11 protein-coding genes are annotated in these 11,559 nt (G+C 58.4%); 5 read left to right on the top strand and 6 right to left on the bottom strand.

Going from position 1 to position 11,559, the window contains the following annotated elements:
- Positions 1 to 402: 402 nt before the first annotated feature.
- Positions 403 to 969, top strand: a complete 567-nt coding sequence (locus tag VEI50_06615; GenBank protein ID HXX74783.1) for a hypothetical protein — start codon at positions 403 to 405, stop codon at positions 967 to 969.
- A 96-nt stretch (positions 970 to 1,065) separates the two neighbouring features.
- On the opposite strand, the gene VEI50_06610 is transcribed toward VEI50_06615, so the two are convergent.
- The 4 genes from VEI50_06610 to VEI50_06595 all read right to left on the bottom strand — a co-directional run bounded on the left by VEI50_06610 (position 1,066) and on the right by VEI50_06595 (position 5,747).
- A complete protein-coding gene (locus VEI50_06610) occupies positions 1,066 to 2,061 on the bottom strand; it encodes an alpha/beta fold hydrolase (GenBank protein ID HXX74782.1) in 996 nt (331 codons plus the stop codon).
- The gene (locus tag VEI50_06605) at positions 2,061 to 3,452 is read right to left on the bottom strand and encodes an aminotransferase class III-fold pyridoxal phosphate-dependent enzyme (protein HXX74781.1); all 1,392 of its coding nucleotides are present in this window, start codon (positions 3,450 to 3,452) and stop codon (positions 2,061 to 2,063) included. The genes VEI50_06610 and VEI50_06605 overlap by 1 nt, the downstream gene beginning before the upstream one ends.
- Entirely contained in the window at positions 3,449 to 4,159 is a 711-nt protein-coding gene (locus VEI50_06600) for an MtnX-like HAD-IB family phosphatase (protein ID HXX74780.1), read from the bottom strand. Before VEI50_06600 ends, VEI50_06605 begins: the two co-directional genes overlap by 4 nt.
- A 928-nt stretch (positions 4,160 to 5,087) precedes the next feature.
- Positions 5,088 to 5,747, bottom strand: coding sequence for a hypothetical protein (locus VEI50_06595; GenBank protein HXX74779.1), 660 nt, complete (start codon positions 5,745 to 5,747; stop codon positions 5,088 to 5,090).
- Positions 5,748 to 6,055: 308 nt separating this feature from the next.
- On the opposite strand from VEI50_06595, the gene VEI50_06590 reads away from it, so the two are divergent.
- Together VEI50_06590 and VEI50_06585 are read left to right on the top strand one after the other, a co-directional pair.
- Entirely contained in the window at positions 6,056 to 6,505 is a 450-nt protein-coding gene (locus VEI50_06590) for a DUF4282 domain-containing protein (GenBank protein HXX74778.1), read from the top strand.
- Positions 6,506 to 6,820: 315 nt separating this feature from the next.
- On the top strand, positions 6,821 to 7,234 hold the full coding sequence (locus VEI50_06585; GenBank protein HXX74777.1) for a hypothetical protein: 414 nt from the start codon (positions 6,821 to 6,823) through the stop codon (positions 7,232 to 7,234).
- Positions 7,235 to 7,239: 5 nt separating this feature from the next.
- Here VEI50_06585 and VEI50_06580 read toward each other — a convergent pair whose 3' ends face one another.
- Entirely contained in the window at positions 7,240 to 8,235 is a 996-nt protein-coding gene (locus tag VEI50_06580; protein HXX74776.1) for a kelch repeat-containing protein, read from the bottom strand.
- A gap of 254 nt (positions 8,236 to 8,489) precedes the next feature.
- Between VEI50_06580 and VEI50_06575 the strand changes: the two genes are divergently transcribed.
- Positions 8,490 to 10,433: an oligopeptide transporter, OPT family gene (locus tag VEI50_06575; GenBank protein ID HXX74775.1), complete on the top strand. Its 1,944-nt coding sequence runs from the start codon at positions 8,490 to 8,492 to the stop codon at positions 10,431 to 10,433.
- Positions 10,434 to 10,534: 101 nt separating this feature from the next.
- Positions 10,535 to 11,110 carry a thioredoxin family protein gene (locus VEI50_06570; protein ID HXX74774.1) on the top strand — a complete coding sequence of 192 codons (576 nt, stop codon included), beginning with the start codon at positions 10,535 to 10,537 and terminating at the stop codon, positions 11,108 to 11,110.
- A gap of 127 nt (positions 11,111 to 11,237) precedes the next feature.
- Here the strand turns inward: VEI50_06570 and VEI50_06565 are convergent, their stop codons facing one another.
- Complete coding sequence (locus VEI50_06565; GenBank protein ID HXX74773.1) at positions 11,238 to 11,558, bottom strand: DUF1330 domain-containing protein; 321 nt, start codon at positions 11,556 to 11,558, stop codon at positions 11,238 to 11,240.
- Position 11,559: the final 1 nt, after the last annotated feature.

Below are 11,559 nucleotides of genomic sequence, written 5' to 3'. Positions count from 1 at the left end.
GGAAGGCAAACTGTGTTCGACGCGCGCATTCGAGGATCAACCAGGCGGCCCTGCAAAGAGATAATTAGGCAGGCTTGGAAGGACTATAAGCGGTGTTTGTGCGGGAAAAGGCGCATCTCTTGGTTCACCAGGGTTGGGATGGAGAGAAGGCTGCGCGCACTTGAGGATTGGCTGAAAGCCGTCCCAACCAAGGAGGGGTGGGAGCGAGGCCAACCACCACGGAACAAAAGGAGACCCCTGACTCTTTTGGTTCACTTCAACTTGCCGACGAATTGTTGTTTCATGTATTTATATCGACCCATGATGTTTTCTCTCGCAAGCCTTGATCCTCGCGACTTCCTCCCATACTACCTGGCCCAGATGAAACCTGGGGGCAGGTAACACCGACTGATATTAGGAATTATGAAGTTTGTTGTCTGGGTTATTCTAGTTGCGACAACAGTCTGTGCGGGTGCCGCCATCGCCGAACCCTTCGCCACCCATACCGATGTGGAATTGCGGGTCGGCGAGGAATGGCTGTGCGGGACATGCGACCCGCACCGAGCCAGGACGACCGTGCAAATTTTTGCTGACCGATTGTTCCCGATCAAGCCCATTGGGAACGGCATGCTTGAGGTCGGGCCCTACCTCAAGGGAGCACTCCTTGACGGCGGCCATGTACCGCAGATTGCGGGAGGGGCTCTCGTGGGATATCGGTTCGACAGATATGAAGTACTGGTGAACCTTGGAGTCGCCTATGCGGCCGACAAGATCGGGAGTCCAAACTCTCCAGGTTCTTCGGATTCGAGCCAGACCAATCTGACGTATGACCTCGGCATTTCATTGAGGTATGACATCAATCAATATTATGTCTCAGTCGGCTACAACCACAATTCCAATGGAGAAGATTACGGACTGAATATTTTAGGGAGTAAGGAACACAATCCTGGAATCGACGCGATATATGTCGGTGTTGGCGTTCATTTCTAGCAAGAACTCAACGGCTTTCTGTTGTTGCCCTACCTTACTGGGTGACACAGGGCGAGGAGACCGGAAGAGAAATTCGAGATGAGCACAGAGGAATATTTATAAGGTAGCTGGCTGGTATCCAAGGGAGGGAGTGGGCGCGAACTGGGTGTCCGAGACGCGACTGGCGAAGAAGTCGATCACGTGAGAGACGACAGCGCGCTTCTGTTTGTCCACTGTAATCACGTGATAACAGTCATCCAACAAGATGAGCTGTTTCTCGCTCGATGCAATTTCGTCGTGGACGATGGACGCATTCCGAGGGCTGGTCATGTCATCCTCCCGCGCCTGGAGAATCAACGTCGGTGCGGCAACATGTCGTAAGCGTGATCGGACTCGCGTGATCAGGCGATCGATCTCGGTGAGCGTCCTCAACGGGAAGATTGGATACCCCTTTGAGGCGGCCGCAGGAACAAAGTCCTCGTTGCCACTACTTCCCTTGCCGCGACGCGTCCGATACGCCCACCAGTCACTCAGCGCCTCTCGTAGGATCACAAGCGGACGGTAGGCCGCACGCACCCGTGCCTGAACCACCTCATCTTTGATGCCAAACGGAGGCCCATCGATATGAAAGAGGAAGTGTTGGAGCGAGAGCGGGACTACCTTCATGGCCAGGGGAAGAATGGCATGTGACCAGGGAGTATTCCAACCATCGTACACAAAGGTGGGCGAGAGAACCACGACGCCATCAACGTCAACAATCGTGGACGCCTCTAACGCCAAGAGCGCCCCTGCACTCAGACCCGCGACAAAAACATATTGGTACCGATCTCGCGCATACGCGAGTTGCTTTTCCACATGACCACGCCAGTCACCCTCACTCGCGATCACTAGATCCCGGAGTCTCCTGCAGTGTCCGGGCAACGTCGTGGCATACACATCCCATCCGTGCCGTGCGAGTTCCTTGCCCACATAGTGCATCTCAGCCGGCGTCCCAGTGACGCCGTGGATCAGATAGACCAGCACATTCGACCCCGTGTGGATGGCGAAATCAGTCTTCTGCCGATCCACCATGTCATCCAACAGTCCGGACCGTTTCAGTCGGTGCGATCCCATCACGCCTCAGAACAGGTTGTGAAAAGGTGGTCAAGCAGTTCGATTCCGAGGTCGATTTCGGATCTCGTGATATCCAGAGAAGGCGCAAGGGTAAAGACATTCTTGTAATGTCCGCCGATGTCCAGGACCAACCCCATCGGACCACGGGATGATGGAATCTCACCGGCAAGCCCCGCCTCAAAGATCCGGTCGGCGAGGGCTTTATCGGGAGTAAACCGGTCGGGCCTGGTCACCTCGATTCGGAGAGCCAGCCCTAACCCCGACACGTCCCCGATCGTCGTATGACGTTGCTTGAGTTCTTTCAGCTGACTCAGAAAATACGCTCCCGATTCTGCGACCTTGTCTTCGTAATTCTGCTGTTCGATCCACTGCAGTGTCGCCAATGAGGCGGCGGTGCCCAATGGATTGGACGAAAAGGTGGAATGCGTCGAGCCCGGCGGGAATTTCTGCGGAGAGATCAGCGGTTCCTCCGCCCAAAGCCCGGAGATGGGATTCAGCCCATTGGTCATGGCTTTTCCAAAGACGACGACATTGGGCTGCACCCCAAAGTGTTCGATCGCCCAGAATTTTCCGGTCCTGAAAAATCCCATCTGGATTTCATCGTCCACCAGGAGAATTTTGCGGTCATGGAGAATTTTTTGGAGCCGTGAAAAATACTCGGGCGGCGGGATAATGTACCCTCCCGTAGCCTGAACCGGCTCGACATAAAATGCCACAAACTCCGGCTCATTGGCCCTCGAGTCCCAGAAAGAGTTGTACTCGGTTTCAAACAATCGCTCGACCTGGTTGACACAATAATACTCGCAGGAGTCGAGCTTCTTCCCGTAGGGACAGCGGTAACAGTAGGGATACGGCACGAAATGCGCACGATTCGAGAAGTGGCCAAAACGCCGGCGGTAGCGATAACTGGAAGTGATTTCGGATGCCCCCAACGTCCGGCCATGATAGCCACCCATGAACGCCATGAACAGACTCTTCCCCGTGGCGTTGCGCACGAGCTTCATCGAATCCTCAATCGCCTGTGCACCCCCCACGTTGAATTGGATTCGCCCCTCTACATGAAATGCGCGTAGACACTCTTTCGCCAGCTTCTCGGCCACGAGCACTTTTTCTTCGTGTAGATACTGGCAAGCCAATTGGGGGAGTTGATCCAGCTGCGATTTGACAGCATCGACGATACTTTTGTTCCGATAGCCGAAATTAACCGCCGAGTACCACATCTGAAGGTCGAGAAAGGGTTTGTCGTCCCGGTCGTAAAGGAAACTCCCTTCACAGCCTTGAAAGAATTTGGGGACCAGTGAATAGTGCACGGTGTCCCCGTATGAGCAGTACTTCGCCTCTTTCTCGCGGAGTTCTTGCTCGCTGACATGGATCATGGGCAAAGGTTTCATGCGATGCGAGCCTCCTGTGGGAACAGATATTCAGACACTTCGGCCAGCGTCTCAAACGGGATGCACAGGATGCCGTTGAGTCGGCACCAATCCTGGAGCTTTCCCTTGGCAAACACGGTCTGCATTCTGGCGGAGACGCACTGATCTGACCGGCCGTCCCCGATATATACCGGGTAAGTCGCCGCGGGAGCTGACTGACGGGTCAACGAGCACTTACAGGTCCCCGCCCCGCTTTCACAATTGTCCGCTGCGAAGGGAAAACTGAGCGTGGGATGTCCCTGGTCATCCCAGCGGAGGTGGTTCGAAAACACCGGGAGGTGCAACAGACCATGCCGACGAAGGACCGCCTCCACAAGGAGATCGATTCCATCGCTGACAATCGTGAGTGGCACTCCATGTTGGGCACAACAACGGTCCAGCGCGAAAATGCCTTCGTCGATAGGAAGATCCGCTGCAAATTGCACGAGGGTCTCTCGATCAGCCTGAATCAGCTCGACCTGACGGGCGAGGCACTCCTGGCTCGTGATCTCGCCTCTCACCCAGCGCTCTTCCCATTCTCGCCAGGCTGGCAAGGCGAATGCTTCGAGCACAGCGTCTGTGGCATCGAGGCGAGTGATCGTGCCATCGAAGTCACAAAACACCTCCGTTCTCGTAATGCGATTGCGCCGACCGAAGTCGATGCGCCTGGCGACTTGATTGTTCAACAAATCGTGACTCCTTCCTTTCCAAAAAGGGAGCAAGTGACCGAATTCGGACATTGATGTCTCCTGACTACCGCTCACGAAGATCCCCTCACCTTTCGCTGAGGGAGGAACGGTTCGAAACAGTGCTTTTGCCCAAGACATTCTGTCAGGCGTGTCTCAAGGCACAGATGGGGTGTCGAGAGACACAACGTCCAGGTCGCGTAACGGACGAACCCAACCAGGTAAGAGAGGCGGAGGAGGCCTGGAAGTGAGTGATTCTGAAATTGGGTAGTAGGACAGGAGGGGTACTCCTGCCTGAAGACTGGCTTGTGCGTTGACATCTGGCGCTAACAGGCGACCTCGTATGCCAGAGTTTGCTTCGTCAACAGCAACCAAATGAGAAGCTTTATCAATGATAGTTCGAGCATCTTCCTCATCAATGGTATTTTCTTGTGCGTAATGGGTCGGGGTGAAGTCGCCATAGTAGACAACATCAACCAGATATGGCAGTAGAAGGAAGGCGAGGACCAGGATGATACCGCTGCCTGGTCGAAGGGTTCTTACATGCTGAAGCAGACTAGGCACCACAAAATAACACCTTGAGTACAATCAGGAAGTCAGGCAGGGCCTCAGGGAGAAGATACTGAGACATACATATTTCTGGTTCACAAGTAACAGGTACCCTGCGCAATGTCAAGGATTTGGGAATTATTTTCAAGTACGGCTGCGATGTGTTCGGCGTTCTATACAGAACCTTCCGGGCAGGAAATCCATCTTGAGCCGGGCTGAAAATGGATCATCATTCGAAGCGATTCAGCGGGTGGCTGGGTGGCTCTGATTGATCTAGTTTGTTTGGTTCATGTGGCCGGTCTCGTTCCTTTGGTTCGAGAAACGAAATAAACCCTCCTCTTGTCTTTCATGGCCTCATGAACAACTCAGTTGGTTGTATCCGTCAGCGGAATGATTGGTTCAGATGCGCAATCGCGACCGACAGCGCTTGATCGAGAGCGGTGTGTAGCGCGGGCTGCAGCTCATAGTCGCTGGCGTAGTCGCTCCAGTCGCCCGAGGGGGGGACCGGCATGGTAGTGACGATGTCGTGATACAGCACCTCGCCGGTCTCCACCGAAATGATCTTGCTCGAGACGACCAAGGGCGGCATCTTCTGGTAGAAGCGTGCCAGCATCCGCTCCCTCCAACTCGGTACGTTGATCCGAAACAGGACCATGCTATCCGCGCCGAGCCACCTCCCGATACGGACCGCGCTGTCGTCCCCAACGCGGCCGGAGACCTGCAATCGCTGTTCATCCGTCAGCGGATCCATGTTGCGCCGGTCGAGAATCTTGATCCACAAGCGCTGCTGCTTCAGCTGGAACGTCGCTTGCTCAAGCCGACTGTACCCGTACGCCTCGTCCCGCTCCGACGTGCTGGGATACCACACGGCTAAGCGCCGGACATGTTGCGGGACCGGAACACTCATCGTCGTCAGATTTGTTGAGGTGTGATCGACAGCGGCGTATGGCGTAGGCCGGCAGGCCGTCTGCATCGGAAGGCTGAACATCGCAGCGGTAGCGGAGACGAGCACCAACGGTGTCTTGCGAGGGCTGGCTGACATAGCGCGATGGTACGAGCAGACAACGCGAACCACTATCCTACGGAGGGGGCAGGCGCTGCTACCTTAGGTGCAGAGGGGACGGGCGCTGAGTGAAAGAACTCGCATGAAGTCGCCGGCTTCGAAGATTCTCCTCCCTGGCTGTTCGCGATCAGGGGACACCGGTCGAGCCTGCATTCAAGGTCGTAGAGGGTTTCACCGATGGAAACCGGTCCTGACACGATTTTCTTTCCACGCCACCTTTCCCCTTTCTAAGGACCGGGGATGACCTATCATTTTTCCAGTCGCCGTGATGAACAGGGGGAACCGCTATGCGATGCGTCGAATGTTTCTTTGAGAACCAGAGCGGGGCCCGTCGGTGCAGGATCTGTGGCGCCACCCTCCCCGAAGACACGGAGCCTTCCTCGTCAGAGACGCAGGCGCGCGAAGTGCCATGCCGTCGAGGAGGGTTCTTCTCCTTCGAGACGCTGATCACCCCGGCCTGCATCCTCGTGGCCTATGTCATCGGCGCAGCGGTCATCACCCTGGCCGGGCTGCTCATGGTTGCCCTAGTCCTCACCGGCCTGGCTCCGGAGTACACAGACACGAACCGAGACGCGTTGCTCGTCGGAGGGCTGACAGTCCTGGGTATCGGCAACCTCCTCTGGAGGATGTTGTGTGAGATGGTGATGCTGGTCTTTCGCATTCATGAGGTGCTGGCGGACCTGGCCGACAAAGCGCGTGCGCTCATTGGACTGTTGGCGACAAGAAAGGGAACCTAGATCACCGGCCCTGCGGCCAAGTCCTGGCGATTCTTGGAGGAGCGGGCACGGGGTTCGGAACACTTGGCTACCTGCGAAGAGGGGACGTAAGCGTTGGTTGGGCGGCCAACCGACCCGAAGATACGTGGCGTTTCTCCGAGCCGACCTTACATCCCCTACAACTGCGAGTAGCCACGAATTGGCTCTGATCAATGGTTTACACGTACATTGACGGCGGTCCTGGCACTGGTTGTTCTCTCCCCCGGTCGACGGGTAGGCACGAGCTATACTGGTATTAAGACCTCCTCGCAACCGCCTAGACAGGAGGGCCGGTACATGAAGCCGATCCTGTTTCACGACATCGACGGTGTGCTGTTCGGCGAATATGACGGCGGGTTCCAGTTGCGGCCTGGCGTAAACACCTGGCTCGAGTGGGCCTTCGAGCACTTTGAAGTGATCTGGCTGACCACATGGGAGCAGGAGAAGATCAAGGCGTTCCTGACTGTCACCTACAATGCGAACCTGCTGCATCAATTCCATCACGCCAATTGGACCAACTACGCGGACAAGACCGTGTGGCTGAAAGAAGCCATCACACGGCTGGGTGAGCGAGACGTCTTCTGGATTGACGACGAAGCGGTCCCGGTCGAAGGCGTCGAGGCGATCCGCGTGAACTCGAAAGGAGCGCACGAGCTGATCGCGGTTCAAGCGCAGCTGGACCAGCTCCTGGCCTTTCTGCACGAGGATTGAAGAATTCAGCGGCTGGACGGCGGGGTAAACACTTCGTTCAGATCGCTGAAGGAGCCTCCGGGAGTCGGCCCGCCGCTGAGGACGTGAATGCGCCCCTGTACCGCTGCCGACCCGAGACCGTGGCGCGCAGTCGGCATCGGCGTCATCGCCTGCCAGGCGTCACGCACCGGATCATACGCTTCATTCTCACGGAACGTGCCCTCGCCCCCTTCACCGCCGAACACGTAGACTCGACCGCCAACCTCAGCCGCGGTAATGCCACTGCGGGCCGTCGGCAGATCCGCGACGCGTGTCCACTGATCAATAGCGGGATCGTACCGTTCCGTGACGGAGAGATTCCGCCGATAGTCACCGTTCAGACGTCCGCCGATCGCATAGATTTTCCCGGACACGGTCGCACTCGCCAGATGATCGCGAGGGGTCGGCAGCGGCGCGCGCGACACCCACGTGTTGCGCGCGGGATCGTAGACCTCGACCGCCGCGCTATTTGCATTCCGGTCGTAGCCGCCGATCGCGTACAGTTTCCCGTCGTGCACGGTCACCGACAACGCGCCGCGAGCGGTCGGCATCGACGCACGCTCGGCCCAGGTGTCCGTGGCCGGATCATACGCATACACCGTCGCAACCGGTTGCCAGACGCTGAGTCCCGACTGCTTGTACCCGCCGATGACATACAGTCGCCCCCCGGTCACGCCGAGGCCGACATGATGCAGGCCGACCGGCAGGGGAGCTTTCACAGTCCATCGGTCAGTTGAGGGATCGTAGACTTCGAGGGACGGAGTAATCGACAGATTCAACACGTTGCCCAAGCTGGGCTGCTCGAATCCGCCCACGACGTAAATCTTGTCGGACAACGTCCCGGCCGTCACCTCCGTCCGCTTCGTGGGCGAGGGAGTCGCCGTGCGCCAGACGCCGCGATCCGGCTCGGGCTCCACCGAGTGCGTCGAGATCGGCAGCGCGATGAGGCAGAACGCAATGAGGAGCTGCGTCAGGTGTCTCATGGTAAGGATTATACGACATCACGTTACGGCGTCTAGGATGGGGACGAGTGTGGCTGCTCTCCTGTGCGCGCGCCTTTCTCACCCGCCCACCCCCAACGGCCCTCGTCCCGCCTCCCCTTTTTTTGTGCGCTGCGTTATCATGCGGCCACTTCCGTCAGCACCTTGTCTTCCACCGGCATGAGTGAAGCGATGGTCCGTGTCTCATCTGTTTGGCAGTCCTCATGAAAGACGACCAGCCTGTCGTCCCCCCCTCGGTGAGACTCCCTGAAATCACCGTCAAAGCGGTCGTGCTGTCGGTGATCCTCGCGGCCGTCTTGGCCGCCGCCAATGCCTACCTGGGACTCTTTGCCGGGATAACTGTGTCCGCGTCCATTCCAGCCGCCGTCGCCTCCATGGCCATTCTCCGCCTGTTCCGCCGGTCCAACATTCTCGAAAACAACATCGTCCAAACCGCGGCCTCCTCAGGCGAGGCGCTGGCTGCGGGCGTGATCTTCACCATTCCCGCGCTGCTCCTGGTTGGCTACTGGTCCACCTTCGACTACTGGCAGACTGCGGCGATCGCCACGGTCGGGGGGCTCCTCGGCGTGCTCTTTACTATCCCTTTGCGGCGCGCGCTGATCGTCACCGCGCGCCTGCGGTTCCCCGAAGGGGTGACGACCGCAGAAGTCTTGAAGGTCGCCACGCCTGATCGACAGGATGCCGGCCCGACCGACTTCACCAGCGATTTCCGGACGCTCTTGTCAGCCGCCCTCCTGGGCGGAGCGGTGAAGTTTGGCGAGAGCGGCATGCGCTTGTGGGCTGAATCCCTGGAAGGAGCGGTACAGGTCGGACGCACCGTGCTCTATGCAGGCCTCAATCTGTCGCCCGCGCTCCTGGCGGTCGGGTTCATCATCGGCCTGCACACGGCCGTGGTCGTCTTTCTGGGCGGCGTCGTCGGATGGATGATCTTGATGCCGGCCTACGGCCTGCTCAATGGTCTCCCGCCCGATCGGACCGGACTCGCGGCCGCGATGACGATCTGGAGCGGCCACATCCGCTATGTCGGCATCGGCGCCATGCTGACGGGCGGACTCTGGACGTTGACGATGTTGCGCGAGCCGCTCTGGAAAAGTCTGCAGACGCTCCAAGACCGGTATCGCGCAGCGGGGCAGTCTCCATCTGCGGTCGTCACGGCCAGAACGGAACAGGACGCGCCGCTCCCCTGGATCGTCGTGCCATTCGCCCTGTCACTGGTCCCGATGGCCTGGATCTACAGCACTGTCGTGAGCAGTCCACTGATCGGCCTCCTCATGACGGTCGTGATGGCGCTTGCGGCGTTCCTCTTTTCCTCGGTCGCGGCCTACATGGCTGGGCTGGTGGGGAGTTCCAGCAACCCTGTGTCGGGCGTCACGATCGCCACGATTATGGTGGCCGCTCTGTTGCTCGTGTTGTTCATGGGATCCGGGCATCCGGCCGGACCGGCGGCGGCTCTGGTGATCGGGGCAGTCGTCTGTTGTGCCGCCGCCATGGGGGGGGACAATCTGCAGGATTTGAAAACTGGTCATCTGGTCGGCGCGACACCGTGGAAACAGCAAATCATGCAGGTCGTCGGAGTGCTGACCGGCGCCGTGGTCCTGGTTCCGATCCTGTCCCTGCTCCAAGCCAAGTACGGGATCGGCGAGCCGACCCTCAGCCATCCTCATCCCCTCAGTGCACCCCAAGCCACACTCATGGCGAGCCTCACGCGCAGCGTCTTCGGTGCCGGACTACCCTGGTTGCTCGTCGGATTGGGCGCAGTGATCGGCGTCCTCGTGATTCTGCTGGATCGTCGGCAAGAAATACGTGGCAGCGCGTTTCGCTTGCCCGTGCTCGCCGTGGCCCTGGGCATCTACTTGCCGTTGAAACTCTCAGCCACCATTTGCGTGGGTGGCGTGATCGCTGCCTTGGCCAGGAGAGTCGCAGCGGAGAGTGATGACCCGTCACGGTGCGGGCTCCTCTTCGCCGCCGGGTTGATTACCGGCGAAGCGTTGATGGGCATCATGCTGGCCGTCCCGATCGCGTTGGCCGCACTCTGGCCCAGCCTCAGCCCCGATCCGTTTACCCTCTTTGACTCAGCTCCCTTCGGCGGCTGGCCCGGCCTCGTCCTCGTCGCATTGGTGGGAGTGGCGCTCTATCGGATCGCGGCAGACCCGATGAGGAACAAGAGCAGAGGTTCCTGACCCCGCTCTTGTTTCCCGACGACTCTTGCCTCCCACTCGTCGGCGAGACTCAGGTAGAATGTCCGCTCTGTCGTGGTCCACCAAGAGGCAAGGAGGGGTCGATGGCCATCGAGTCGGTGATGCTCACGCTTGGAACAACCGCTCCGCCGTTCACGCTGCCCGACGTCGTGAGCGGCAAAGTCTATTCGCTCGACTCGTTTACCGGCAGGACCGCCCTGCTCGTCATGTTCATCTGCCGTCACTGTCCCTATGTGAAGCACGTCGAGCAGGAAATCAGCAGGATCGGGACCGACTATCAGGACACCAAGCTTGGCCTCATCGCGATCAGCAGCAACGATCCTGCACACTATCCCGATGACGCCCCCGAGCGGCTCAAGGAGATGGCCCAACGACTCCAGTTTCGTTTTCCGTTCTGCTTCGACGACACACAAGCAGTCGCCAAGGCCTACAAGGCCGCCTGTACGCCGGACTTTTATCTCTTTGATGCCGAACGGCGGCTGGCCTATCGCGGGCAACTCGACGACAGTCGCCCGGGCAATAACAAACCGGTGACCGGTCGCGATCTGCGTGCGGGGATCGAGGCCGTGCTCGCCGGCAAGCCGGTGGACCGCAACCAGAAGGCCAGCATCGGCTGCAGCATCAAATGGAAACCCGGCAACGCTCCACCCTACGCCTAACCACGCAGAGCCTCAGAATGGAGAAGGTTTCCGTTTTCCCTGGCCGGAATTGTTCGCCGGCTGCTTCGAAGTAATCGACGATGTCTTGCGTAAGAACGCTTCCTGGCACTTTTCTCTCTCGTGACCGTCAACCAAGAATGTCAGTGGCTGTGTGTGAATCCGAGACACCAGTCACCAGAAACACATCCCCGTCCGTGTTGCTCGTGCGCAAGGGTTTGATCACTTGATAGGCGGTCGAGTTATACCACGCTTTGGCTTGGGCAAGGCTGGGAAACTCAATAATGATGAGGTCTCCAGACCATGCGCCTTCAAGAGGGTGATAGGGGCCACTGTGGACACGAAATGTTCCTGAGTAGGGCCTCAACGTCTCATCGATTTTTTCAAGGTATTCTTTGACCTCAGGACCAAACCGCGTCTCTCGAACAATGGCGACTGCGCACGCTGACATG

This window comes from Nitrospiraceae bacterium, assembly GCA_035623075.1.
GTDB lineage: Bacteria > Nitrospirota > Nitrospiria > Nitrospirales > Nitrospiraceae > DASPUC01.
The sequence above is the reverse complement of the archived record's forward strand: the minus strand, read 5'-3'. Positions and strand labels throughout refer to the sequence as shown.

Excerpts from the sequence above, each read along its gene's own strand:
- VEI50_06610 (HXX74782.1), bottom strand. The coding sequence starts at position 2,061 with ATGGGATCGCACCGACTGAAACGGTCCGGACTGTTGGATGACATGGTG.
- VEI50_06570 (HXX74774.1), top strand. The coding sequence starts at position 10,535 with ATGGCCATCGAGTCGGTGATGCTCACGCTTGGAACAACCGCTCCGCCG.
- VEI50_06585 (HXX74777.1), top strand. The coding sequence starts at position 6,821 with ATGAAGCCGATCCTGTTTCACGACATCGACGGTGTGCTGTTCGGCGAA.
- VEI50_06590 (HXX74778.1), top strand. The coding sequence starts at position 6,056 with ATGCGATGCGTCGAATGTTTCTTTGAGAACCAGAGCGGGGCCCGTCGG.
- VEI50_06605 (HXX74781.1), bottom strand. The coding sequence starts at position 3,452 with ATGAAACCTTTGCCCATGATCCATGTCAGCGAGCAAGAACTCCGCGAG.
- VEI50_06615 (HXX74783.1), top strand. The coding sequence starts at position 403 with ATGAAGTTTGTTGTCTGGGTTATTCTAGTTGCGACAACAGTCTGTGCG.
- VEI50_06580 (HXX74776.1), bottom strand. The coding sequence starts at position 8,235 with ATGAGACACCTGACGCAGCTCCTCATTGCGTTCTGCCTCATCGCGCTG.
- VEI50_06595 (HXX74779.1), bottom strand. The coding sequence starts at position 5,747 with ATGTCAGCCAGCCCTCGCAAGACACCGTTGGTGCTCGTCTCCGCTACC.
- VEI50_06565 (HXX74773.1), bottom strand. The coding sequence starts at position 11,558 with ATGTCAGCGTGCGCAGTCGCCATTGTTCGAGAGACGCGGTTTGGTCCT.